The following is a 25,723-nucleotide window of genomic DNA, read 5'->3' as shown; positions in this document are numbered from 1 at the left end:
CAAATGACGCAACATGCCGGCGACCTCACAGCCGAAGAAGTAATGCAGGAGCCGCCGGCAATCGGTGAAATTATCCAGGCGGCAACGCTGGCGCTTTCTGGCGTTGCCCTGGACAAGGTAAGCGGAATGCCCTCCATCGAGACCTTGCGCCTCGCTGGCGAGCTTTCCGGCCTGCTGCGCAGCATGGGCCAGCTTGGCGATGAACCGTCAGACCTGATGGAGAAATTGAAGCTGGCCGTTCGCATGCGTGAAATCGTGCAGAAGCTGAACGGCGCTACCGCTGCGCCCCTTGAGCATGGTCAGCCGTCAGAACCCGTCACAGCCCAGGAAGAGCCGCCGGCCATTGTAAATGAGCCGGACGCGCCGCCCGCAACCCTGTTCGAGTTCAACCCCGACATCAAGGCTTCCCAGCGCAAGCGCGCGAACCGGGACGCCATGGATTTGCTTTCGCAGATCGAAATGGGGGCCATTGCCGAAGTCACGGACGAACACCGCCGGATTCTCGCCCAGTATTCGGGCAATGGCGGTGGCATGACAGGCGCTGATGGCAAGGTGGGGAGCCAGTACGAGTATTACACCCCGAAGCCCCTGGCCGTTGGCGTTTGGTCGTTGCTGGCTGAAATGGGATTCGAGGGCGGCAAGGTTCTTGACCCGAGCGCCGGCACGGGCATATTCGGCGCTACGGCCCCGGATGGCGCGGTAATTGATGCCGTCGAACTGGATCAGACCTCCGGGCGGATCAACCAGCTTATCAACGCCAAAAACAACGTCACAATCAGCGCATTCGAGTCCGTGGCCGCCAACACGCCGGACGAAATCTACGACGCCGTGGTAACGAACGTGCCGTTTGGCGACGTGGCCGCGCGCGGCAAGGAACGATTCAAGGACGAACGCTATCAGCATGAATCGCTGGAAGGCTACTTCATCCTTCGTTCGCTGGAAAAGCTGCGCCCCCGTGGGCTGGCCGCCTTCATTTGCTCCAAGGGCTTTGTGTCCAATCGTGGGGCCAAAGAATCGAAGCTGCGGTTTGCCGCGTCGCTCAAAGCCGAATTCATGGGCGCGTACCGCCTGCCCAATAAGATGTTCGAGGCCGGCGGCGCTGACGTGGTAACGGACGTGCTGGTGTTTCGCAAGTTCGACCATGACACCATCGACAAGATTGCTGAATTGCAGCAGCAGAACCCGGATGCCCTGCGTTCTGCCAACGTCCTATGGGAACCGTTCCTTGAGGGCAAGTACTTCCAAGACGAAGGCCGCCGGTTCATCCTGGGCGAGACCGCCATCGGTACGGGCCGCTGGGGCGAGGTCGAGCGCGTCGTCAATGATGACTCCATCGGCAACATATCGCGCCTGCTTCGCCGCTTCGGTGAATCCCGCATCAACTGGGAAGCGCTGGGGGCCGCTGAAACGCGGGCCATCACGTACACCAACGGCGACACCGTTACGTCCGCCGGGGTGACATACCAGTACCGCGACGGTACGTTTGTGGCGGTCAAGGCCCCCGAGGGCGACGCCGCCCAGGCCGATACCCTGCTTCGCGTATCGACCGCCCTGGACGCGCTTGGTTCGCGCACGGGCTGGGCCGAGTCCAGCGCATTGGTTGACGGCCTGGCGGCCCGATCCGATTACGACAGCATCCCGCCATGGCTGAATTCCGCCGTGCGCGCCATTCGTTCGCAGTTCCCCGAGGCCGAGCGGGATCAGGCGTACAGCGTCATTCGTACCGCCCTGGCCCTGCAAGAAGCGCTGCAGAGCCATTCCAGCGAAGAGCCGTTCGCCTACGCAGAATCCTACCCGGGCCTGACCGCCGACATTAAGGTGGCCGCGCGCGCCGCCCGCAAGCTTCCCAAGTCGCTACCGTCCAACATCAAGGACGCGCTCAAGCTGCTATCCCCGGGCGTCGTGTATACCGTGCGCAGCGATGAATTCACGCCGCGCTGGACGGGAACCGCGCCCGCCCAGGTGGAGGCCACGCCGCTCACGCCTACCCAGCAGTACGAGCGGGCCAAATACGAGCAGGCCGACGAAAACGGCTTCATCCCGCTGGCCGTGCTGCGCGAAACCATGGGGGCGGACTTCGACCCGTTCGTCAGTGATGACTGGTGCGTGTCCGCTGACGGCCAGGGCGCAATGTCGGCAGACGACTACTACGCCGGCAACTATGCCGAGTTCCTTGCGCGCACGAATGCCGAAATACTCGCGGTTGAAGATGAAGCCCTGCGCGCCAAGCTGGTAGCCCAGCGCCAGGCCGCCGAGGGCCGGCTGGTCAAGACGGACGTGGGCGAGTTGAGTTTCAACCTGTCATCGCCCTACATCGAGATTGCGCGCAAGGTGGAATTCCTGCGCAAGTACGTTGACCCGGGCTTTTCCCTGCTGGTGGGCGGCGCTGACGGCCCCGAGGTGCGGTTCGACCAGACGCAAAGCAAGCTGGCGCGCAACAGCGAACAGCTACGCAATATGCGCCGGTTTGCCGACTACATCAAGAACGGCACGCTTAGCACCCGCACCACCCAGGCCGAAAAGGAAGACGACCCCGAGGTGGAGCGTAGCCGCGTAGAACGCCTGCGCGAACTGATTTCATCGAGCAACCAGCAGTTTGACGCCTGGGCGCGCGCGAACCCGGCCATCCAGGCGGAACTGAACAGCCGCTTTGCAGATCCCGAGAACCTGTACTTCCGCCAGCCGGACGATGAAAGCCCGCTGGAAATCCCGGGTCTGAACCCAGCATTCCAGCCGCACGGCTATCAGAACGCGGCCATCCGCCAGTACGCGCGCCGCATGTCCGGCATCCTTGGCTTCGACGTGGGCCTGGGCAAGACCTTCACGGCCCTGACCGCCGTTCAGCACATTCACGCCATCGGCGTAAAGCGCAAGACGTTCTTTGTGGTGCCAAACGCCACGCTGACGAACTGGCGCAAGGAAACGATGGCCTGCTATTCCGACACGTCCGATTGCCTTTTTGTGGGCATGGACGTAGCCGAGGATGGCACGGCCACCGTCAATTCGTCCAACTACGTGCGCGACCTGAACGCCATCCTGAACAACGAGCATCGCAAGATTTACATGACGCTGGAAGCGTTCAGCATGATCCCGCTGCGCGAGGAAACCCGCGAGTCCTATGCGCAGTACCTGACCACTGTTGATGAATCGTTCGACGCGAGCAGCATTACCAGCAAGTCGGAATCCGTCAAGACCGAGGGCAAGCTTGAAAAGGCCGTCCAGGGCGCGGGCAAGGGATCGGCTGCGGTGCCGTTCTTCGAAGACATGGGCGTGGACTCCATCGTCATTGACGAAGCCCACTCCTACAAGAATTCCAAGACCACCACCGACTTTCAGGGCGCGAAATACCTGTCCGCTCCCACGGTCTCGAACCGTGGCATGGACGCCCAAATCAAGACGTGGTACATACGCGGCCAAAGCAAGCTGAATGATGGCGTGCTGGCCCTGACGGCCACGCCGATCACCAATAGCCCGCTGGAAATCTATTCCATGCTGACGCTGGCCGTTGGCGAGGCCGAGGTAAACCGCCGGATGGGCGGCGTGCGCGGCGCGGATGCCTTCATGGAGGCGTTCTGCGACATTTCCGAAGAAACCACCACGTCGCTGGCCGGCGTCGAGCGCATGAACCGCGTGTTCCGTGGCCTGAACAATACGGCCCTGCTGCGCAACGTCCTGGGCGAAGTTGCGACTATCCGCTCCGCCGTGGAAGTGGGCTTGAAGGTGCCTGGCATTGACCCGGTGCCGGTGCCGGTTTCGCTGTCCGAGCCGCCCATCATGGCCGAGCTTCGCCGCCTGCAGGCGGTTTACTCTGCCGCGTCCGCCATGCAGCGGGAAAAGGACGTGCTGCCCGAGGAAGAGGCCGCCGTCCACGCCGAAATGGAGCGCACGGGCGAAACGCTGGAACTGCTGGCGCACCCGTTCAACTTCATCAACAAGGTCACAAAGCTGATCGCTGACCCCGAGCTTGCCGACCAGTCCACCGTGTTCCTGATCACGGACGCGACCAAGGCCAAAAAGGCGGTAGAGCAGTTCAACAAGCGCGCGGTACGCGAAGAGCGCAGCCGGCGCACCCCGCTTCTGAAAGACGAAAACATCGTGAAGCGGGTCATCAAGAAGTCTGGCGACAACGATTACGAGGTTTTGACGGTCAAGGTGGCGGCGCAGATTGACGACGACCGGATCGTAATCGACACGGAAACGTACTCTACGCAGCTCGAATTCATCAAGATTGCCGACAAGCTGGGCTTGAGCCTGGATGCCACGATCCCGCCGAAGATCGCCGCGTTCTTGGAGAATTTCCAGCGCGAACAGGCCACCCCGAGCGCGGGCGGCGCGGCCAAGCAGCTTGTTTTCTGCGACATGCTGGGCCTGCACAATAAGCTGAAACTGCTGTTGACGACGCGGGCCGGCGTGAGCGCCAGCGCCATTTCGATCATCAACGGCGAGGCCGTACGCGACCCGGCGGACATGCAGGACATTCAGGACGGTTTCAACGCGAACGGCGAAGACAACCGCTATCGCGTCATCATCGCCAACAAAAAGGCCGAGGTGGGCATCAACCTGCAAAAAGGAACGCAGGCCATCCACCACCTGACGGTAGGCTGGACGCCCGACAGCATCCACCAGCGCAACGGGCGCGGCGCGCGCCAGGGCAACGTGGTTGACGCGGTGCGGGCCTACTTCTATGACGCCATCGGCACCTTTGACCAGTACAAGCGGCAAATTGTCAGCAAAAAATCTGACTGGATCGGTGAACTCATGTCCGGCACGGGCAACAAGGTTCAGGTATCCGCCGGCATGTCGCGCCAGGACATTGAAATGCTGGCCGAGGCCGCCGGGAGCGAAGAAGGCATGCGCCGCGTGCAAGAGCGGATCGCCACGCGCGAAGCCGAAGAGCGCCGCCGGGCCGCACAGGAAGCGCTGGCATCGAACGTGCAGAACATGATTGCCCAGCGCGCCATCGTGGATCGTTACCCCAACGTGGGTAGCTTCCTGGCTGAACGTGTGGCCGACGCGGCAGAAACCTACCTGCTGGTGACAAAGGCCGAGGCGCGCCTTGCTGCTGCCGAGAAAGCCGAGGATGAAGGCCGCATTTCTCGGGCGCAAGTCGCCCTGAACAAGGCCAAGGCCGCTTACGAAAAGCTGGCCGAACCTATCCGGGCAAGCATCCGTATCGACGGTAGCGGCTCATACGACACGCTGGAAAAAGCCCTTTCCCAAAGTAGCTGGATGCTGCGCACGCGCGGCTCGTACGAGGTGAAGGGCATCGACCGCGAGCAGGTCATCAGTTCCGTATCGAACGTCGCCAACGGCAACAGGTACTACGGCCTCAAGTTTGAAGTGGTCGAGGATGGCCCGGTCTCGCAAGACTGGGAAATCGAAATATCGACAGCCGAGCAACTCGCCAAGCAATCCGAAGAAAAGGCGGCCAAGCTGTGCGGCCCGGCGGGCGTCAAGGATGATCGCATCGAGCAGGTCAAGGGCGGGCAGGCGCGCGTGGTGCGCGGGCAGATTGTCGGTGCCGGTGATTTCGTGCTTGATCGCCTGGATAACCTTTGGATCATGGAGTCTTCTGACAAGGCGTATCGCCTGGACGTGGAAGGCGGCCGGAAATACACGGCCAATGCCGACATTCTGCTGACCGGCAACATTGTTGCCAAAGAGCATGCCGACTATCGCGCGTGCGTGGCCCGGGCGGCCAAGGAAGACGACGCGCTGATTGCCCGCATGGGCGGCGCGCTGACCTCTGGCGCGCAAGGGTATTTCTCGTTCAATACCGATGTGCGCGATGCCCTGCAGGCCAGGCCGAAGATGAAGGCCGAGGCGCGCACCATCCGCTTTGCCGAGCCGATGTTCCCGCACTTGTACCGTGGTGAAACGCAGGGCGATCCGTTGCTTGATCGGATCACCACCGAACAGCGCGGGATTGTTGAGATTCAGGACAACTACGCCATCTTCGAGGCCGACGCGGTAGAGTCTGATGGCGGCTACGTGGGTTCGCCGCAGCTTGCTTCGGATTTGGTGGCCTACGCCATCCGCCATGGCGTTCAGGTTTCCTATGTCGCCGCTTCGGAGATCCTTGGAGTTCGCGATTCGTCCAAGCACATTGCCAATGCCCTGGACAGGGTGATAGGCGCGCCATCCGCCGAGGCCTTCAATGCGGCGCTGGAAGCCGTCGATACCGTCGAGGCAATAGACGCGCTGGCGGAAGACTTCCTTGCGCGCCACTACAAGGCCATGCAAATCGGCCCGAATGAGGCGTGGTTCACGCTTGCGCCATGGCAGTTTTCGGCCATGATGCGCCGGCGCGAGGCGCAGCTTACCCCGCCTGAACCGGAAGTTGTGCCAGAGCCGCAGGAACCGGCGGCCCAGCCCAGCGGGGGCGACCCTAACGAGCTGGTGGCGATTATCGGTGACACCAAGGCATTCAAGGACACCATCAAGAGCGTTGCCCTTTCCATGGGGATCAAGGCTATATTCCGAGGGAAATACCCCAACCGTTCGCTGCCATCCGCGCCGCAAAACTCTTGGGTTGTTCCCCGCAAGGTCTATGATCGCCTGCTTGATACTCATGCAGATGGCGTTCGTCGCAACAGCATCACAATCGCATAAGGGCCGCCATCATGAAATTTGTCAATTACCTTCCCCAGCCAGGCATTGCCGACCGGCTGGAAGCCTATCGAACCGAATACCGCCAGCGCTATACGGAGCCAAGCCATTCGCAATTCATCACGGCGCTGGTTGACCGCGACGTGAGAAAGGAGCCGGGCGGATACTTGCGCTTCGGCCCCTACTGGTGGGCGCTGAAATCCATCTTGATCGACCGGGGCTATCTGTATGGCCCCGAGGTTGACGGCCTGCTGGCATCGGCCTACAGCGTTCGCAAATTGAGCGGGCAGATTGACGGCGACCTGACCATTGCGGCTGCGTTCGAGTTCCGCGCCCTGTACGACGCAACCATGTTTGCCGGTACGCGCGAGTTCGACCTGTTCGGCGCGGGGGAATTCTATGTGCTGGATGACTCGGAGACTGAAAACAGCCTGATCCAGCCCATCTAATTTCGTCGGGCTGTTGACCATAGGGCCGCCTTTTTGGCGGCCATTGGCCGTTGCTGTCCACGTTCGGAAAAAGAGCGCGATCGACATATAGGGCGGGCCATACGATGAAAGCCATTGTTTCGAGAATGGCGCATCATGTCCGAGAAAAACCCCGCCCTGAAAAAGCCAGGCCTCCTATCCCGTATGACGGGTATAGGCGCGAAGCGCTGGGCGGCATCCAACATTGCGCCGGCCCAAGAAATCAACCAGGCCGACACCTTTTTGTACGGCGCTGGCACCACCACCGTTGCTTCCCTGCTGGGTTCCGGCAAAAAGCTGGCCAGAACCCGGCAGTCCATTTATCACAAATGGGCCTACATGGAGAGCGACCCGATTTGCTCTACCGCCATGTCGCTGCTTGTCACTACCGCCCTGGGCGGGCATGAGACCAGCGGGCAACTGGTGTTCGTGGAAAAGACCCCGGATGCCGAAAAGAACAAGCGCGTCGCGAACGTGGTTGACGAAATCTCGCGCGACATTGGCCCGCTTCTGAACAAGGTGGCGTTCCAGACCGCCTACACGGGCGCATCGTTTGGGGATAGCTACGCGCGTATCTACGCCGACCAGAGCGGCATTGTTGACCTGTACATAGATGAACTGGTGCGACCGCAGCTTGTGCAGCCGTTCGAGCGCGGTAGCCGCACCGTGGGCTATGCCGTCTACATCGGGGAGCGAAACTTCGAGCGCCTGGACGTATCGCAGCTTGCGCGCCTGCGCATGCCGCGCACCCAATGGGTTCCCCAGCATGGCGTCTATGAAAAGTCGATCAGGATAGCGCTCAAGGAAGATGATATTGACGCGCTTCCGATCATGCCGTCCATGGCCGGCGGATCGCTGCTGTACAGCGCAGAAGAGGCCTACGACAACCTTTCAGCTTCGCTTATGGGCCTGGTTGGTCAGCGCTGGATGGATTCAATTGACGAACAAATGTACGGCGTCAACATGGATTCCATGACCAAAGAGCAACAGGAAATGTTCATCAAGTCCGTCACGGGCATGTTGCGCAAGTCCAAGGAGCTATCGGAGACCGCCGTAAAGAATGGCCGCCCGGTAATGGAGCGTATCCGGCACCTGATACCCGTTTTTGGTGAAAAGCAACTGATCAACGTGAGCGGCCAGACACAAACGGGCCGGACGAACAATATCAGCATCGAAGACGTGATGCTGCATGCACGATTGCTTGCCGGAGCGCTTGGCGTTGACCTGTCCATGCTGGGATTTGCCGATCAGCTTGCCGGCGGCCTGGGCGATGGCGGATTCTTCCGCGTGTCCGCAGCGGCGGCGGAGCGCGCGCGCATTATCCGCGTGGCCCTGTCGGAATTCTTCAACCAGATCATTGATATTCACACCTATCGCCGCTACGGCGTGGTGTTCCCCGCCGGGGAGCGCCCCTGGACGATCAACTTCTACGGTTCCATTTCGGCCCTTGAGGCAGAAAAGCAGCGCACGCGCGCGGACGCCATGAACTCCGGCATGATGCTGGCCCAGGCCCTTCAAACCATGAAAGAACTGGGCGCAAGCGAACAGATCATGGAATCGTTCCTATCCCGAACCATGATGGTCGATGACGACCAGGCCAAGCTGTTTGCCAGCATCGTCAATGCGAAGCCGCCCGAAGACGGGGGGCATGATTCAGGGGGGCGGTTTTGAGCCTCTACAACAACGTCGCTGAAAGCCTGTCGTCAAAGGGCCTGCTTGGCTCAATAAAGAGCGGCATCAGTTCCGCCGTTGGCAGTGCGTCATCCAGTGTCGCGTCCGCGCTTGGCGGCGGCAAGCTTGCTACAGCCGTCACGAAGTACGGCGCGAACATGGCGAACACTGCCGCGCAGAACATGATCAACAAGCATATCTCGCCGCAAATGGCGAAGATGATCAATACCGGCGGCGGCATGCTGGGCGACGTGTTGAGTGGCGACTTTGAGGGCGCAGCCGTGCGCCTGTTGGATTCCGGTCTGCTGTCGAAGTACTTCCCGGGCATGGGCGGCATTGCCTCGCAGGCGGCCTATTGGGGTACGCCCACGCCGCTCATGGGCGGTATCAGCCCGAGCGAAGCGAAGCGCATTCACGACGAGTCGCGCGCCACCGAGTTTGCGCGCAAGAACCTGTTTCTGATTGAAATTGACAGCCCGCTGCAGGGCGACGTGTCCAGCCGGTTCAACCTGTTCGTTACCGATGTTGAGTACACGCCCATGATCCTGTCGGGCGACAAGCGCAAGCTGGGCGCGGCCTACACCGACTCTGTGAACTCAAGCGACCCCATTGAACTACGCATCACGACGATGGATGACAAGAGTGGGTTCATCAAGCGGTGGTTCATGGCGCATGCCGGCGCAGCCGTGGCCCGAGACGGCACGATAGGCCCGCCGGCCAGCTATGCGGTTGGCGTCAAGATCGTTCACGCCTTCGTCACCTCTGGAAGCAACCAGGGCGGGTATGAAGACGTTGGCCTGTTTCGCCCGGCCAACATTGACGTAAGCCTTTCGAGGCGGGAAGACGGGCTTGAAGAAGTCCAAATGACGTTTACCCAGCTCGACACCTTCATGAGAAAGTAAATGCTCAAGCACGATGACGATGGGTTCCTGACTGGAGACCCCATAGACCTGACCAGGGCTATTGATATTTGGGGTGAGATACAGGCCGATGTGGCGGCTATCCGCCAGATTCTGTCCGCCCCGAGGTCTGAAAAGGCGGAGCGCCCGGGCCAGCGCGCCAGCGCGCCAGCGCGCCGCGAAGTAGCCACGCCATCCGCAAGGGGAACCGTCATTCCGGCGGCGGCCCGGTTCGGCAATGGCCGCCAGAAAGGCAATAGCCCGACCGCCAGGGCATCCAATGAGATTGCCCAGCCGCGCGCGCGCGCCGTGCCAGAAGCGGCCATGAAGGCGGCTATTGCGCGATCAGCCGCCCAGGCCGTTCGCCCGACCGCCAGGCGCGACGCCTCCGGGCGATTCGTCGCCGGCGCTGGAAAGCAGCCTGGGGGCGACAACAATCACGGCAACAATCCGCCGCGAGACCCCGGCGAATCAACGGCGGTAACTGGACTGGTCAAGCGGTTGAGTGCTGCGGTATCGGGATCGGCTGGTGGGATTGAAGAGGCCGACCCGACCGTCAAGGCATTCAATGAGATTGCCCAGCCGCTTAGCCAGGGCTACAGCGCCCTCAAGGGCCTGGGCGGCGACAAGAGCGAAAAGAAAAAGGAGCGCTGGTATCGGCGCATATTCGGTGAACTGCGCTCGTTCCGAAAGGAAGAGACGGCGTTTTCCAAGGCAACAAACAAGACGCTCAAGGAAATCGAGAAGAAGCCGGACGAAGGCGGTGGCGGCGGTGGCGGCGGCCTCTTTGGTGGCCTGTTCGCCAAGGGTGGAATAGCCTCCGGCGCGGCCATGCTGTTGAAGAAAATCCCTGTCCTGGGCGGCCTGATTGCCAGCGCCGGCAACATTTTCGACATATTCAGCAGCGAAAGCGACGATTCATTGAGCCGTGGTGAAAAGGACGTAAAGACCGGCAAGGGTGTTGGCGGACTGGCCGGAACGCTGGGCGGCATGTGGGCCGGCGCAAAGCTTGGCGCTGCCGTGGGCGCGCTAGGCGGGCCTATCGGCGCGGCCATTGGCGGCGTGGTGGGCGGCGCGGCGGGCATGTTCTTTGGCGACAAGGCCGGGCAGGTCGTCGGCGAAACCGTGGGCGGCTGGGTGGCCGATCTTCGCAGTGCCGACATTGGGGGCATGATTTCCCAAAAGTGGGAAGCCGCGACCACATGGATCTCCAATGGCTGGGATACCGGCATGGCGAGTTTCACCAGTAAGTGGAACGAGGTGTCTGACGGATTCAGCGCGAAATGGGGCGACCTGACCAAGGGGATGCAATCGAAGTGGGAGGGCTTGGTTGGCGACCTCAAGGGGCTGTGGGGGAACGTCACGAAGGCCGCTGGCGAGGCGTTCAATTGGGTCAAGGACAAGGGAGACCAAGCGAACGCCTACATCAAGGACGTGACTGGTGTTGACGTAAAGGAAACGGCCAAGGCTGCCGTAGCCAGCACCAAGGAAGTGGCGGCCAGCGCCATAGCGTCAGTCAAGAGCGCCGGCAATGCCGCAAACGATTACGTCAAGGAAAAGACCGGCATTGACGTGAAGGCCGGGGCCGGGCGTGCCGTTGATGCCGCCAGGGAAGGCGCGGCCTGGGTGGGCGACAAGGCCACCTCGGCCAAGGATTGGGTACTGGGCAAAACGTCCAAGCTGTTCGAGTCCGGCAAGGGCGGCGCGGCCACCGTATCGACCGGCAAGGGGGATTTTGGGGGCGCGTCCTACGGCACTTATCAGCTTGCATCCAAGACCGGCACGTTGCAAAAATTCCTTGATTCGACCCAGTACGGCGAACAGTTCAAGGGCATGACGCCCGGCACAAAGGAGTTCAATGCAAAGTGGAAGCAGGTAGCCAAGGACGATCCAGCATTCGGCGATGCACAGCACAATTTCATCAAGCAGACGCACTTTGACCCGCAAATGGAAAAGCTGCAAAAGTCCGGCATTGACCTGTCCGGGCGCGGCGCGGCGGTAAAGGATTCCATTTGGAGCACGTCCGTACAGTTCGGCGGCAAAACAAGCCTGATCGAAAAGGCGCTCAAGGGCCGCGACACTGAAAAAATGTCCGATGCTGAAATCGTGTCGGCCATTCAGGACTACAAGATTCAGAACAACGACAAGCTGTTCGCCAGTTCGTCGGCTGCCGTCAGGAAAGGCACGCTAAATCGGGCCTCACAGGAAAAGGAAAAGCTGCTGGCACTGGCCCAGGCCGACGCCGCGCCAGAAGCGGGCGATCAGCCGCGCTATATCGCCAATCAGCACAGGGGTTCGTCAACAATTGTGCCAGTCGTTGCCCCCGGGGCCGACAAGATGATCGGAGACCCAAGGCTACTGGCCAACAATGGGCCTGATCCCGAGGATTACTACGGCAACGGCCTGAATAATCGCTCGCCCGCCGCGTCGCCCGCTGCGTCGCCCGTGCTGATGGCCGCAGCGCCAGCGCATACGGTATCTGCGCCGGCTGTCACCCCGCCATCGGTTCCGGCCCCGCCGGCCATTGCCGAAGCGCCCAAGGTTCCCGTGCCGCTGGGGAGCGGTGATAACGGCAAGCCCCCCCAGGTCAACGTGCCGCCGCCGGACGCCGGCCAGGACGTTCGAGACCGCCGCATTGCCCACATTGTCACGGGCGGCTATTCGTCCTGATAACGCGGAAAAACCAGCCCTTTTTGCCAGCTATCGACCCATACGATGGCTGGCATGGCAACCATTACCGGCACTGAAATCCACGCGATGGTCGAGCACTGGCTCCAAATCCAAGTCAATGGCTACTTGGGTTCGGACTACGGGCAAGACCTTAAAGCGCTGCTGCAACTTCCGCTCGCGGATGGTGCGGCTGATGCGTTTCTGGCGAAGATGCGCGAAGACATTCCTGCGCTTCAAGCGCTGCCGGCTGGTGCGCTCAACCTTTATTCCGTTGAAACGCCTCCCGACAGGCAAGACCTGATTATCGAGATAGCGGGCCGGACTTTTGAAGTTACTGGGGTCTGACATGCTGACGAAACAAGACTTACAGCAGGTAATCCAAGATTCGATCAATGAGTACCCGAATCTCGCGCCGTTGTACCAGGCGGGCGACCCGCGCATATTGCAGCACCTGAATGCGATGGCGACGATGCTGTCCATGCTGTCGGCGCAGGTCGAAACATCAATGGCGGAGCCGTACGAGAAAACGCGCGACTCTACCGTTCTGGCCGATTCCGCCATGCGCGGGATCATCCCCAAGGGAACGCCCAGCCGCGTGCGCGTGCGCGTCATCAACAAGGGTGCGGAGCCGTTCCAGATCGACAGCGGGCGAACCGTGCTGGATTCTGCTGGCCGCCCGTACCGGATCGAAACGTCCGCCCATTCCCTGCCCGGCGAGGAAGTGACCTTCGAGGCGTCACAGGTCTACCAAACGGCCATCAAACACCGGGTATTCGGTTCCGTTCCGTTCTACTCAATTCAGGTTCCGCCTGCCGAGGATGATTCGCACTTGTGCGGTATTGCCGTGGCTGATTCCGCCGGGCAATTCGAGCACCGAAACCGATACGTAAATTGCTGGGCAGACGAACGCATCTACCACGTAGAGGCCGACGACCGCCAGCGCGTGTATGTCCGGTTCGGGTACGAGGGTGTTGTGGGCGTTCAGCCTGCCGATGGCAAGGAATTCACGATCACGGTATTCAGAACGTCCGGCGCAATTGACGTGGCTGCCGGATCGCCGTTCTCGTTCGAATATATCCGCTCGCCCCTTGAGGCCAATATCGAATTGCAGATGGATGCCATGCTCGTAGTCGGGCAAAACCCGATGGACATGGCGACCCTGCGAGACCTGGCGCGCTACCCGTCCACGTATGACGATTCCGCCGTGTTCCTGGGCGAGTTCGATTTGCTGGTGCGCAAGGCGTACCCAAGCCTGCGGTTCCTGTCCGTATGGAACGAAGCCGCCGAGGAAGCGGCGCGCGGCCCTTCGTGGGACAACATCAATACTCTGTTTGTGGCCTGCCTATCCCAGGGCGGCGAAGAGGCCGTGGTGCAAGAGGCGGCGGTAGGCCAGCCAGACCCGGCACCAGAGACCGTGGCCGAGGCCGACTTGACGGCTACGCAGAAGGCCATACGCGCAACGATTCTTGCCGCCGATGACAGCTACAAGGTGCGCTTCTTTACCGCCGTGCGCTCCAAGATCGCCATGCAGGTAAGCGCGGTCGTGTCCACGTCCTACGTGTCCAGCGACATTCAGCGCGCCATGCGTGACGTGCTGCTCAAGGAGTTCGGCGAGGAATCCGCAGCGTCGCGCCGTGGCTCCAACAAGCCACTGTACCAGCGCGTGTACGCACTGCTGAAAAGCCAGATTCCGGCGCTGTCCGATGGGCAAGCAGACCTCAAGGTGTCGATTTCAGAGCTGGATAAGCCGCGCCCCGAGATATGGCGATTCGTGGCCGAAGACAGCCTCACCGTTTCCGTGACAACGGCAAATATCACCACCCCGTCATGGGGCGGTTAACCCTAAATCTAGGAGTGCGTAATGGCGCTTAATCTCAAATTTTCAGCCGCTTTGCGGGCCGCGCAGCAAGACCAGATCACGGCCAGGCTTGGGGCCAATGCAGTTGTTCGCGTCTACAGCGGAGAACAGCCGGCCAGCCCGGACACAGCGATTACCGATCAAGTATTGCTGTCTTCGATTGCTTGCAGCGCCACATTCGCGCCGCCAGCGGTTGGCAGCACCTTGACGGTCAACCCGCTGGAAATCGGCGTAGGCACCACCCAGGCGGGAGACGGTACGGATGCTACGTGGTTCCGTATCGTGACGGCGGGCGGGGTTGCGCATATCGACGGCTCTGTCGGTATTTCAGGCTGCGACATGAACCTGAATAACACCAACATCGCCAAGGGCCAGACCATCGCCATCGCGACGATGACGTTCACCAACGGTAACGGGAACTGATCGTGCATGAGGGCTACGTCGCCGCCAAGCATCGGCCCGCCCTGGCCGGAATAACCGCGCAAGCGGTTGTATCTGGCGTCGTTGCCACTCGTTCGCACGACACGCACAGCACCGACAGGCGGGTAAAGCTGCCGGCCCCGTTCGGATCGTTCAGGGTTGGCGAATATGTCAGCGGATCGACGCTAAACGGCATCGTTCGACAGCCTGTTGTCGGTTCGGTTGCGGTATCCACCGACGCCGCTACGGTTGAGGCCGCCGGGGTGCTTCTGATCGACGCTGATGCGCTGATCGGCGGCCCGCGCGCAAGCGTGTCCGTATCCGGCAAGCTGGTTATTGATGGTGAGCTGCGCCGCACGTCAGACCGTCAGGTTATGGACGCCCGGGGCGAGGCGGCTATTGATGGCGCGGCCATCATCGAGCAAAAGAAAACCGGCGCGCTGGCCTTTGGCAAGGTGACTTGGCCCATCGGCAAGTTCGGCTTTCAGAATGCCGAAGCGCCCGGGCTTGAACCGCTGCGCCGAAGTGCGGCCGCAAATCCGGTTGAAGACGATCTTCGCCGTCTGTTCTGCGACCTCTACGACAAGCTGTTCGCTGACAAGGTGTTTGACGCGAACGTGCTGGGCGCTGCGCACCTCGGGTCACTCGATCTTGTGCGCCGGTCGATCAATTCCGATGGCCTGGTGCTGATGCAGGGCGACCGGGAATCATCGGCTACGAGGTATCTGTACCGCGCCTGGAAGGCCGGCGACGGCCAGGGACGGGGCCTGCATTTCCTGCGCACGTACCTGCAAGTGCTGTTTCCCAATGCCTGCGAGGTCAACCAGCTTTGGCAGGATCGCGAATACCCGTACTCCAAAGCGCTGTACGCGCCTAAACCCATCTTCGCCTGGTGGCTGTATCAGGTCGGGGAGCCTGGCTTAAAGCTGGATGGCACATGGGGCCTTGGCCGGCGCATTGAGGGCGCGGAAGAAACCAGAAAGGGCCGAATGCCCGACACGTCCGGCATGGTGTTGACCAGCCGCGTAGAGATTGCCCTGGATTTCAGCGTCAACGTGCGTTCGGTGGCGAACCTGATGCAGATCATCCGTTCGGTGGTTCCTGCGCGGATTGTGCCTGTATTCAAGTTCATGCTGAACGCCGCGTTCAGGCTGGAAACGCAGTTCTATGGCGACCTCAAGATGCGCAAGGACGTGCTGCAGCGCTATCCGTGGCCGGGGCGCGTCATCACGCAAGAGCCTTCCGGCAAGTGGAAGCTTGGCACTGACGGCGATTATACGAAGCTGCCGGCCCCGTTCGGGTCGTTCCGGCTGGGTGAGCGCGTCGGCGGTAAGTCAAGCTGGCGGCTCAAGCCTGGGCGCATGTCCGGCAACCTGTCGATGATCAAGAACGTGACGATCAACGTCGCCCGCCGGGAAACGCTGCCGCCCGATCCGGTTCCGCAATACGTTGATGCCCCCAAGCCAATCAAGATGACGCGCCGCCCGCGCCGCCTGGATGGTTCGTGGGCGCTTGGCGCAGTCAATCGCGTGGGCCGATTCCGCCTGGATGGCCGGCACACGCTGCGGGTTCGGAAAATGAGCGAATCCCCGCGCATTGGGCAATTCAAAATCATTCCAAATCGCCCGCCCATTCTTTTGCCGCCGCCGCAATCGCGGCTTTCTCTATCTGGCAACTGGAAGCTGGGAGGCCCGCGAAACATGGGTTTTGAAATGTTCATCACCAAAGTAAATAAGGATTGATGCTGTGTCAGAAGCCATCACTCTAAACGCTTACCGCAGACGGCTTGCCGCGCATAACGCCGGCCTGATGGTCATGAAGCCAATTGCCTTCATGGCTTTTGGCGACGGCGGCCACAACGCAGACATGACGGCCAAATCGCCGGATGAAGAGGCGACCGCGCTTTTTCACGAAGTCCTGCGCAAGCCCCTGGCCGCCGTCACTCAAGAAGACTTCTATTCGGTCACTGGAAAGGGCCTTGTCGATGGCGATGAACTGATCGGCGTCGCCGTTTCGGAGGCGGCGCTTGTCGATGCCGATGGAAACCTTTGCGGCATCAAGACGTTTGCCCCCAAGCACAAAGAAGACGGCGAGCAGTACGGAATCAATCTCACCTTGCGATATTAAGGAGCTTAAATGCTAACCCACGAAAAAATCACGCCTATTCCAAATGACGAACCCGATGCGGTTCCCGCTCTTTGGAATACCCGCTACGCTGAAATTGACGAAAACTTTGCGGGCCTTGATGGTCGGCAAGAGGGCGTTGAAAGCGAACTCGAAACGGCACGCGGTAGTGAGCCTACCCTCGGCGCGCGCGTAACCAAGATCGCCGAAGCCCTCGGCATGATGGAGTCCGAATTCGGTAGCATTTCCGGCACCAGCGCGGTATCCGTTCAGCGGGCTGTGTCGCTCGATTGGCTGTACCGTGATAACCGCATTGCGCTGGAACTGTGGGGGCCGGGCTTCACGCTGATCAACTTCGAGGGCGCGGCCATCACGCAAGGCGTTTCCGGCGACGACTCCGTAGACGTTGAATCGACCGCCGGTATTTCCGTGGGCGATTACTACGTGCTGCACGATGAATCGGGTTCGGTTCTGATCCGCGTCCAGGCCATCCTGTCGGAGTTCCGCTTGCGGCTGCACTCCAACCTGCCGCGAAACTTCGAAGGCGGCACCATTTCGCGCTGTTCGATGAATATCATTCCGTCGATCCGCGCGGAGGCGGATGTTGGCAATATCTGGCTGTCCAAGCCCGTCAATATCGGAAGCGATGCAGAGGGCGGCGCGGTCGTCATTCGCCGTACGCTGAACTCTGGCCTGGCGCGCCTGTACTTCCGTGACAGCCTGAATCCCAACTGGGTTGAGCGCAAGTGGTCGATGCGTCGCCAGGGCGGCGATATTCCCGCCGGCTTCGCTGATTACGAATACGCCCTGCCTATGCGCGGCGACGGCTACCTGCGCGTGGACGTGGAAGGCGAACCGATGGTTCTGCAGCACATCGTTTCCATGTCGGCGGCTACCGGCCTGGGCGGCTTTGCCAATCCCGAAATGCGTCCGACGATGCCCGTTATCACCGCGCCCGGCAATGGGGCGACGGGGATCATGGAGCGGCCCACGCTCGCCATCATCGACTACACCAGCCCGGGCGGCACCCAGCAGGCCGGCATTCAGTTCCAAGTCTCCACGACCTCGAACTTCCTGGCCGTTCTCCATGATTCCGGCACCCAGGCCGCCGGCCTGTCGTACTCGATGCCTGCCGCCGTCCTGCAGCTTGACACCACGTACTACGTCCGCGCTCGCGTCATGGATTCGTCCGGCCTTTGGTCTGACTGGAGCGCTGCCACCAGCTTTACCACTGATTCGTCTTTCTCCTATGTTTCGGCTCCTACTCTCGTATCCCCCGCCAACAATGCAACCGAAGTGGGCGAAACCCCCACGCTTCAAACCGGCTCATTCTCAACGGTTGGCGGCGAAGACACGCACGCGGCCAGCCAGTGGCAAATCCGCGCAGCGGGCGGCACATGGGCTACCCCTGTTTGGGATTCTGGTGAAGACGCGGTAAACCTGCTTTCCCGGGTTGTTCCCGCGAACGAATTGGAAGCCGGCGGCACGGTCTACTTCATTCGCGCCCGCCACAAAGGCACGGCGCGCGGCTGGTCGGAGTATTCCGCCGAAGTGAAGATCACCACCAAGGCGGCGTTCGCCAACGTCTCCGGCGTGGTGCTGCTGACAACGGGCGGAAACGGCGGGGCCTGGGGCTACGTCGATGAAGACGGCAATACCGTTGCTGCGCCTGGCGCTTCTTTCTTCAACTCTCACCCGATTTGGGGCGGTATCCAAGAAGTTCTGATCGACGGTCAGACGATGATGAAGATACCGAAGTTCTATATCCGCAAGGCTGTGATTTCTGGCGGTGCGAACAACGGCAAAACGGCATGGTGGATCTCTGACCAAGCCCTGGAAGGCTACACGCTGCACCCCGCGTTCCGCCATTACGGCACTGATATTGACCAGTTCTATGTAGGCAAGTATCAGGCCAGCATGACCGGCGGCAAGCTGGATTCCAAGCCTGGCGTACTGCCGACTGTCAGCCGCACCTTGACTCAGTTCCAGGCTGACGCGCAAGCGCGCAACGTGTCGGGCGTCTCTGGCTTTGGCCTGTGGAACGTCTACATGTGGAGCGCCATCCAGTGGCTGTACTTGGTCGAAAACGCCACGATGGACAGCCAGACGAAGACCGGGCAAGGCCGCGTCAACACCAGCAGCGCCGCCAACGTGGACGCCGCTGACGTAATGCAGGCGACCTATCGGGGCATTACTGGCCTGTGGGGCAACGTTTGGGGCTGGATGGATGGCTTGAAGCTGGTAAACGGCGTGGTTCACCTGTGGGATCGCGACGGCAACCGCTCATGGATTCCCACCGGACAGAATCCGCCGAACATGACGGGCGCAACCTACCCGACTACGTTCATGGACGCCTCGGGCGAAGGGTTCGACTTGGATGATGTGTTCATCGCCAAGACAGGCCCCACCACCAACACCGACGCCACGGCACCGGACTACCAATACTTCAACAGCGCCGGCGAGTTTTTCTCGCTTGTGGGCGGGAATTGGGCGAACGCGTCCCCTGCGGGGCTGTGGTGCCTGAACCTCAGCAACCCCGCGTCCTACTCGAGCACGAGCCTCGGCGCTCGCCTCGCGAAGGTGTGATGTGTCTAGCCCCTTGAGTCACGAAGGGGCGGGCGAAAGCCCGCTCCAATCCAAATCTCACAAGCAGCCAACGCCGCATGAAGCACTGTTGGCAAAGCTTGAGGAATTGGAAACGTACACGCATAAGGCATTGCAGCAATATCCACGGATAGAGCGGCATTTGCTGTGTTCGCAGATTCAAGCGTCGATGAACATCATTCAGCGCCTGACGATTGTGGGATGGAAGCGGTATCACAAAAAAACCACGTTGCAGGATTTGGACGTAGAGGTGGAAGTCTTGCGCAAATGGCTCACCAAGAGCCTGCGCTTGGAATACATCAACCCGCACAAGTATGCAACGTGGATGAATCACGTCAATGAAGTTGGCCGCATGGTTGGTGGCTGGCTTAGATCGGCGGGATAGCGGTATGGGCAATCGCTTGATAGTGCGAGTTTTTCTCGATTGTGGGCGGGAATTGGACGAACGCGTCCAATGCGGGGCTGTGGTGCCTGAACCTCAACAACCCCGCGTCCAACTCGAACACGAACATCGGCGCTCGCCTCGCGAACGATTTTCACGGTCAGAAGCTTGCGGCTCACGGGCCGCATTCCAGTACCTATCCTTCGGAGCGGTTGTCCAGACGCGCCGCCATCGGCGCGACGAAGATAAAAAGTCACCAGCGGCAAGTACCGGGATACCAGCGGGAACGTGGCTGGTGGCACCTATGCAACACAAGTATCACCAAGGTTCACCAGTGGCAAAGACGTACAACAATCTGTACAGCAGTGTGATTGATTTCGATAATCTTTGGAAGGCGTATTTATCGGCCCGAATGGGCAAGAGGTATCACCGCGAGGTCTCGCAGTTCAGCGCAAACCTTGAAGAGCGGTTGATCAATATCCACAACCACCTGATCTGGAAGTCATGGCAACCCGGCATCGCGCGCGAGTTTCGCGTCATGGAGCCGAAGCAGCGGAACATTCAGGCCCCGCCGTTTAAGGATCGGATTGTTCATCATGCCCTGTTCAGCGTGGTGGAGCCGCTATTCGAAAAACGGTTCATCAACCATAGCTACGCCTGCCGCCACGACAAGGGCGCACAGCGCGCCGTCTTTGCTTTGCAAAAGATGCTGCGCGAGGCCCAGCGCCGGTACGAGCATCCGTACGTCATCAAGGCGGACATAAGCAAGTATTTCGCCAGCATTGATCATGCGATTCTGTTCCGCGCCATCGAGAAAGTTATCTCATGCCGCGACACGCTGAATCTGTGGCGAACGATCACGGCGGCCTACGGCCACGATGACGGCGTGGGCCTGCCTGTTGGCGCGCTCACAAGTCAGCTTTCAGCCAACATCATGCTGGATCAGCTCGACCATACCGTGACGGATTACGCCGGCATCGGCATGTACGTGCGCTACATGGACGATTTCATCATCGTTGCGCCCAACAAGCGGGCCGCCGAAATGATCCTGATTTTTGTGGCCGATGAAGTCGAAGCGCTCAACCTGCGCCTGAACCCGAAGACCAGCTACTTCCCGGCTTCGCGCGGCGTCGATTTCGCCGGCTATCGAACCTGGTCTACGCACATGTTGCCGCGCAAGCGAAACATCAAAAAGGCGCGTATCGCGTTCCGCAAGCTTGCGAAGCAATACCGCGCCGGCATCGTCGGTCTCGACTATATCCAACCCCGCGTAGCCAGTTTCTTGGCCTACGCAAAGCATTGCCAGGCCGCCGATACGGTTGCCGGCGTCCTTTCTGACTTTACCCTCACCCGGAGCTATGCACCATGAACGCTATCACCATTCAAAATCACGTCCTGCTTGCCAATGGTGAGCAGATTCAGGAACTGCCCAAGCTGGCGAAAGACGCCGTAGTCCGCGTGTGGACGGTTCCGACCGACTATTCAGCATCCGGCTACTTCGTGGACGTTCAGCCCAAGGGCGGCGTGCCAACCATTCCCGCCTGCGACTCGGCGCAAACCCAGTTTGTCGCAATGCTGGAACTGGAAGCCAGCGATGAAGCCATCATCAGCCAGTCCAAGGGCGAACGCTTGGCCCAGGCCAATCAGGCGGCGGAGCGCTTCCTTGCGCTGCTGTCCAAGAGCTACCCCCAGGGCGAGGTGTCCAGTTGGCCCCAGCAGGTCAAGGAAGCCGAAGACCTTATCAACAACCCCACCACGGCAAGCACGCCGCTGATTGATGCGCTTGCCGCGTCGCGCAGCGTGGGCCGCGAAGACCTGGCGACCCGCATCCTGCAGAAGACCGAGCAGTACGCCGTCGCCTCGGGCGGAATCATCGGCATCCGCCAGCGCGTCGAAGACCTGCTTGATGCAGCCGAAACGCATGACGATGTTCTGGCCGTGCCTTCCTTCGAGGCGCTGTTTGATGAACAGATGGGAGCGTAGTCATGAGGCAGGTAGCGGCTTGGATGCTCATTTGGCTGGCCTGCCTGCTGGTCTCTCTGTGGTCTCTGGCCGCAATACCGCTGTCGGCGGTATTCGGTTCGGGCCTGCGGGGCTGGCGTCTGGCTGTTGGCTTTGATCAGCTTGGCAACGTGGCCGCCGGCGGCGACGAAGACGAGGTTTTCTCTTCGCGCTGCTGGCGAATGCGAGACAAGGCCATTTACGGGCGACTGGTCAAATTCATTGACTGGCTGTTTTTCGTGCTGGACGGGCAAACCAATCACTGTTTGAACGCATGGGTCGAAGAACAGAAAAAGTGCCAGATTCGGCACTCGAAGGGGGCCAATAATACCAACACCCGGCGCAAAAGGCGCGCCAAAAAGTAAGGCTCAAAAAATCATGTCTCGCGCACTCTTTGCCTCATTCATTCGCTTCATCCCTTGCTACCTGTTCTTGGTGCTGATGAAGGCCCTGACGTTCATCGTCGGCCCAATCATCGCGCTCCCGTGCTTTGTTGTCATGGCCGAAGAGAATGCTACGACCGGCTACCCAAGCCAGTTCCCGGGCAAGATGCGCGAGTTCCTGATTCCGCTGTTCCGCCTTTTTTCCACGCATGACGATTGCGCCGATGCGTGGTGGTACAGCGGCAAGTATCGGGGCATCAAGCGCTTTGCATCATTCACCCAGGCCGACTACGACAGCAAGTCGTGGTTTCGCTACGTCTGCCGCGTTGCATGGCTCTGGCGCAACCCGGCCTACGGCTTTGCCCGCCTTGTTGGGTTCGATCAAACCGGCGTCAAGAAGGTCATCAGGCACCGCGACGAAGACGACAAGTGGGATAGCGGCTATCCCTGCCTTAGCTGGTGGACTGCCGTAAACGGGCGTGGCCGCGTGGCATGGCTCTTTCAGTGGCAATGGTATTTCTACGGCCAGCGATGCCTTGAGGTGGTTCTCGGCTGGAAAATCCCGTGGGATGGCGACCCCCAAAACAAGGCCATGTTGGCCGCACGAATTTCACCGTTCAAGCAATACGCAAAAAAGGAGCCGTCCTAATGTCCGAGCCAATCTCAACAAGCATCGCGGCAGGCATTGTTGCGGCAACGGTAGGGGCGACCGCTTGGTTCACCAGGCTTGACCCTCTGGCTGTTATCGGGGCGTTTGCCGGGTCTGTCACTTTCGCCCTGACGGCGAAGGACACCGATATATGGCGGCGCTTGGCTTACATGCTGGTGTCGCTGGTAGTTGGGTACGCGGCTGTGCCGGACGTTGCCGCGCTTTCTCCTTTGAAGAACCCGCTCTTCATTGCCTACATCGTATCGGCTCTGGTGGTGCATACCACGCTCACCGTTATCGACCGAATCAAGACAATGGACGTGGCGGCCACCTGGGCGGCCATCATCGCCGCCTTCAAAAAGTAAGGGGCGGCAAGCATGGACATGATCATCGCGCTCATTGCCATCACGGCGAATGTTCTGACGCTAATCAGGCTGATCAGTTACCGGCGAGGGGGATCACGCTATAAGTTCGGCGCGTCCTTGCTTGCCTACCTGCTGCTTGTCGCGTCCGGCGTATACCTGCTGGCGCTGGCCTTCAATCTCACATCAACGTCAATTTGGGCGGCACTTGTTTCGCTGGTTGTATCAGCGCTGGTCTGGCGCGCGCGGGGCAACTGCGCGGCCATAGTAAGGAAATGCACTCATGAGCACTATCGTCATCACGGCGGGGCATAGCAACGTAGATCCCGGCGCAACAAACGGCGTCGTTACCGAGGCCCACATTGTCACGGATTTTCGCAACATGGTTGCCCACTATCTTCGGCAGGCCGCCGCCGATATTCGCACCGATGGCGAGGGAAATGAAAACCTGTCGCTGAACGCTGCAATCAAGCTGATCAAGCCCCGGCACATCGCGGTCGAATTCCACTGCAACGCATTCACGAACCCGTCAGCGACCGGCGTGGAGACCTTGAGCCAAGACAAGGACAAGGCGTTGGGGGCCAAACTGTGCGAGGCCGTGGCGAATGTTCTAGGCATCGTCAACCGTGGCGCGAAAGGGGAAGGTTCTGGCCAGCACTCGCGGCTTGGCTACGTTCGCGCCGGGGGCATCATCCTTGAGCTTTTCTTCATCAGCAACCCGGATGACCTGCGCCGATACCTTGACAAGAAATGGCTTGTCGCGCGCGAAGTCGCCAACGTCCTGATGGTGGCCGCCGATGCTTAGCAAAATCACTGGCTGGAAGGCCTACGCCGCCGGCGGCTTGGTGATTGCCGCGCTGGCTGGCCTGTCATGGCTCCTATGGGGCCAAGTGTCCGACGCGCGCAAGCGTGCGGAGACGGCAGAGACCCGCGTAACCGAACTGGCCGGCAAGCTGACGGGCTTTCAGAAGGCCATTGACGAAATGAGCCGCCGCCAATCGGAAACCGAGGCGACTGTGGCCGCCCGCATGGCGGAAGATAACGACATGCAGCGTCAATTGTCGGCCCTGCGCATTGATTTGAACGAGGTAATGAATAATGATCCGCAATCTTCCGCGTGGGCTGATATGCCTATTCCTGACGCTCTTATTGGTAGGCTGTGGGGCAACCCGCACCATAGCACCGGAGCCGCCGAAGATCGTGCGGGAGACGCCGCCGGCGGCGCTGATCGCTGACCGGCCCGAGCCTGTATTGGAAGGCAACAAGAACCGTAATCTGCTTATTCTGAACGCCGAATTGCGTTGCGTGGTGCGGCAGTCCAATGCCGACAAGGCCGCGCTACGTGACTGGGCCGCCCAACGCGTGTACGCGCCGGACGAAGAGCGTAACCGTTGCGATTGAGTGGGGCTGTAATGATTGACGTAGAGTTGAAAAAGTGGGCCACGCCCAGGCAGGCCGAGTATATCGACGCCGTGATCAAGCACGGAAGCAACAACAAGGCCGCCAAGGCCATGGGGATCAGCCGCCGAACCATCGACAAGGGCATGGATCGTGTCCGAACCATGGCCGCCATACACGGCTATTCGCCCGCCCACGACATGACCCGGGCCGTACCGGATACGCATATCGCAAAGGGCGTCAGCACCTATTACAACAAGGATGGCAAAGTCACCGGGCAATGGGTGAAGTCCAGCCTTGACGACGAAAAACTGCAGGCCGCCAAGCGCGCCGCCATGGAAGCGCTGGCCGAAGAGCTACCGCGCGTTCGCCCCGTGGCCGGGCCTAAGCGTACCCTGGTGGCCGACCTGTGCAACCTGTACACGCTGACGGACAGCCACGTAGGCATGCTGGCCTGGCACAAGGAGGGTGGCGACGACTGGGATATGAAGATCGCCGAGCGCACGCTGACCGAATGCTTTGAGCACATGGTTATGCATAGCCCGCCGGCGGCGTCCTGCGTTGTGAACCAACTGGGCGACTTCCTGCACTGGGATGGGATCGCGCCCGTCACGCCCACCAGCGGCCATATCGTTGACGCCGATGGCCGGTTCTCGAAAATGGTGGCCGTGGCTATCCGCATACTGCGCCGCGTGGTGGATTTTGCCCTGTCCAGGCATGAGCATGTCATCGTCCTGCTGGCCGAGGGGAATCACGACATGGCCTCAAGCGTCTGGTTGCGGCACATGTTCAAGGCCATCTACGAGAACGAGCCGCGTATCACCGTCATTGATTCCGAGTTGCCGTATTACACGTACCAGCACGGCGAAACGATGCTGGCCTTCCACCACGGCCACCTTCGCAAGAACGACCAGCTACCCCTGTTGTTTGCCGCCCAGTTCCCGAAGATATGGGGCGGCACCCGCAAGCGCTACGCCCACACCGGACACCGGCACCACGTCGAAGAGCGCGAGCATAGCGGGATGATCGTTCACCAGCATGCGACGCTGGCCGCGCGCGACGCCTACGCGGCCCGGGGCGGCTGGCTGGCCGAGCGCCAGGTAACGGCCATGACCTACCATTCAAAGTTCGGGGAAGTGGCGCGCACCACTGTTACGCCCGAAATGATGGCCTGAAACGAAAAAAGCCCACGGGCCTATGCCGTGGGCTTTTGGAGCGTCGGTTCA

At 60.5% G+C, this 25,723-nt stretch carries 22 protein-coding genes; all 22 read left to right on the top strand.

Going from position 1 to position 25,723, the window contains the following annotated elements:
- Positions 1 to 3: 3 nt before the first annotated feature.
- The 22 genes from C7440_RS08325 (at position 4) to C7440_RS08220 (ending at position 25,672) form a co-directional block, all read left to right on the top strand.
- Complete coding sequence (locus C7440_RS08325) at positions 4 to 6,612, top strand: N-6 DNA methylase (protein ID WP_116518162.1); 6,609 nt, start codon at positions 4 to 6, stop codon at positions 6,610 to 6,612.
- Between the two features lie 11 nt (positions 6,613 to 6,623).
- The gene (locus tag C7440_RS08320; RefSeq protein WP_116518161.1) at positions 6,624 to 7,058 is read left to right on the top strand and encodes a hypothetical protein; all 435 of its coding nucleotides are present in this window, start codon (positions 6,624 to 6,626) and stop codon (positions 7,056 to 7,058) included.
- Positions 7,059 to 7,241: 183 nt separating this feature from the next.
- Positions 7,242 to 8,747, top strand: a complete 1,506-nt coding sequence (locus tag C7440_RS08315; protein WP_116518160.1) for a hypothetical protein — start codon at positions 7,242 to 7,244, stop codon at positions 8,745 to 8,747.
- Entirely contained in the window at positions 8,744 to 9,649 is a 906-nt protein-coding gene (locus C7440_RS08310) for a hypothetical protein (protein WP_116518159.1), read from the top strand. The genes C7440_RS08315 and C7440_RS08310 overlap by 4 nt, the downstream gene beginning before the upstream one ends.
- Positions 9,650 to 9,970: 321 nt before the next feature.
- Positions 9,971 to 12,316: a VgrG-related protein gene (locus C7440_RS08305; RefSeq protein ID WP_135238884.1), complete on the top strand. Its 2,346-nt coding sequence runs from the start codon at positions 9,971 to 9,973 to the stop codon at positions 12,314 to 12,316.
- Positions 12,317 to 12,370: 54 nt separating this feature from the next.
- Complete coding sequence (locus C7440_RS08300; protein ID WP_116518157.1) at positions 12,371 to 12,661, top strand: hypothetical protein; 291 nt, start codon at positions 12,371 to 12,373, stop codon at positions 12,659 to 12,661.
- 1 nt (position 12,662) lies between these two features.
- The gene (locus tag C7440_RS08295; protein ID WP_116518156.1) at positions 12,663 to 14,156 is read left to right on the top strand and encodes a hypothetical protein; all 1,494 of its coding nucleotides are present in this window, start codon (positions 12,663 to 12,665) and stop codon (positions 14,154 to 14,156) included.
- A 21-nt stretch (positions 14,157 to 14,177) separates the two neighbouring features.
- Positions 14,178 to 14,597, top strand: coding sequence for a hypothetical protein (locus C7440_RS08290; protein ID WP_116518155.1), 420 nt, complete (start codon positions 14,178 to 14,180; stop codon positions 14,595 to 14,597).
- A gap of 2 nt (positions 14,598 to 14,599) precedes the next feature.
- Positions 14,600 to 16,336: a hypothetical protein gene (locus tag C7440_RS08285; protein ID WP_116518154.1), complete on the top strand. Its 1,737-nt coding sequence runs from the start codon at positions 14,600 to 14,602 to the stop codon at positions 16,334 to 16,336.
- A 4-nt stretch (positions 16,337 to 16,340) separates the two neighbouring features.
- Complete coding sequence (locus C7440_RS08280; RefSeq protein WP_165832502.1) at positions 16,341 to 16,721, top strand: phage tail protein; 381 nt, start codon at positions 16,341 to 16,343, stop codon at positions 16,719 to 16,721.
- Between the two features lie 9 nt (positions 16,722 to 16,730).
- On the top strand, positions 16,731 to 19,304 hold the full coding sequence (locus C7440_RS08275; RefSeq protein ID WP_116518152.1) for a glycoside hydrolase family 78 protein: 2,574 nt from the start codon (positions 16,731 to 16,733) through the stop codon (positions 19,302 to 19,304).
- 1 nt (position 19,305) lies between these two features.
- On the top strand, positions 19,306 to 19,707 hold the full coding sequence (avd, locus tag C7440_RS08270; protein ID WP_116518151.1) for a diversity-generating retroelement protein Avd: 402 nt from the start codon (positions 19,306 to 19,308) through the stop codon (positions 19,705 to 19,707).
- A 301-nt stretch (positions 19,708 to 20,008) separates the two neighbouring features.
- Positions 20,009 to 21,073: a reverse transcriptase/maturase family protein gene (locus C7440_RS08260; RefSeq protein ID WP_207775391.1), complete on the top strand. Its 1,065-nt coding sequence runs from the start codon at positions 20,009 to 20,011 to the stop codon at positions 21,071 to 21,073.
- The gene (locus C7440_RS08255; RefSeq protein ID WP_116518148.1) at positions 21,070 to 21,687 is read left to right on the top strand and encodes a hypothetical protein; all 618 of its coding nucleotides are present in this window, start codon (positions 21,070 to 21,072) and stop codon (positions 21,685 to 21,687) included. The genes C7440_RS08260 and C7440_RS08255 overlap by 4 nt, the downstream gene beginning before the upstream one ends.
- 2 nt (positions 21,688 to 21,689) lie before the next feature.
- Positions 21,690 to 22,070, top strand: coding sequence for a hypothetical protein (locus C7440_RS08250; protein WP_133244276.1), 381 nt, complete (start codon positions 21,690 to 21,692; stop codon positions 22,068 to 22,070).
- Positions 22,071 to 22,083: 13 nt separating this feature from the next.
- On the top strand, positions 22,084 to 22,737 hold the full coding sequence (locus tag C7440_RS08245) for a DUF7338 family protein (RefSeq protein WP_116518146.1): 654 nt from the start codon (positions 22,084 to 22,086) through the stop codon (positions 22,735 to 22,737).
- On the top strand, positions 22,737 to 23,102 hold the full coding sequence (locus C7440_RS08240) for a putative holin (RefSeq protein ID WP_116518145.1): 366 nt from the start codon (positions 22,737 to 22,739) through the stop codon (positions 23,100 to 23,102). The genes C7440_RS08245 and C7440_RS08240 overlap by 1 nt, the downstream gene beginning before the upstream one ends.
- Before the next feature lie 12 nt (positions 23,103 to 23,114).
- Positions 23,115 to 23,414 carry a phage holin family protein gene (locus tag C7440_RS08235; protein WP_116518144.1) on the top strand — a complete coding sequence of 100 codons (300 nt, stop codon included), beginning with the start codon at positions 23,115 to 23,117 and terminating at the stop codon, positions 23,412 to 23,414.
- Positions 23,383 to 23,904 (top strand): N-acetylmuramoyl-L-alanine amidase, encoded by a 522-nt coding sequence (locus C7440_RS08230; protein WP_116518143.1) that lies wholly within the window; start codon positions 23,383 to 23,385, stop codon positions 23,902 to 23,904. Before C7440_RS08235 ends, C7440_RS08230 begins: the two co-directional genes overlap by 32 nt.
- Positions 23,897 to 24,334 (top strand): hypothetical protein, encoded by a 438-nt coding sequence (locus tag C7440_RS08225; protein WP_116518142.1) that lies wholly within the window; start codon positions 23,897 to 23,899, stop codon positions 24,332 to 24,334. Before C7440_RS08230 ends, C7440_RS08225 begins: the two co-directional genes overlap by 8 nt.
- On the top strand, positions 24,300 to 24,500 hold the full coding sequence (gene lysC, locus C7440_RS19735; RefSeq protein ID WP_133244274.1) for an Rz1-like lysis system protein LysC: 201 nt from the start codon (positions 24,300 to 24,302) through the stop codon (positions 24,498 to 24,500). The genes C7440_RS08225 and lysC overlap by 35 nt, the downstream gene beginning before the upstream one ends.
- Positions 24,501 to 24,511: 11 nt before the next feature.
- Positions 24,512 to 25,672 (top strand): winged helix-turn-helix domain-containing protein, encoded by a 1,161-nt coding sequence (locus C7440_RS08220; protein WP_116518141.1) that lies wholly within the window; start codon positions 24,512 to 24,514, stop codon positions 25,670 to 25,672.
- The last annotated feature ends 51 nt before the right edge of the window (positions 25,673 to 25,723 follow it).

This window comes from Pusillimonas noertemannii (genome assembly GCF_003096595.1).
GTDB lineage: Bacteria > Pseudomonadota > Gammaproteobacteria > Burkholderiales > Burkholderiaceae_B > Pusillimonas > Pusillimonas noertemannii.
Note: the sequence above shows the minus strand (reverse complement) of the source record. Positions and strands in the feature narration are given on the sequence as shown.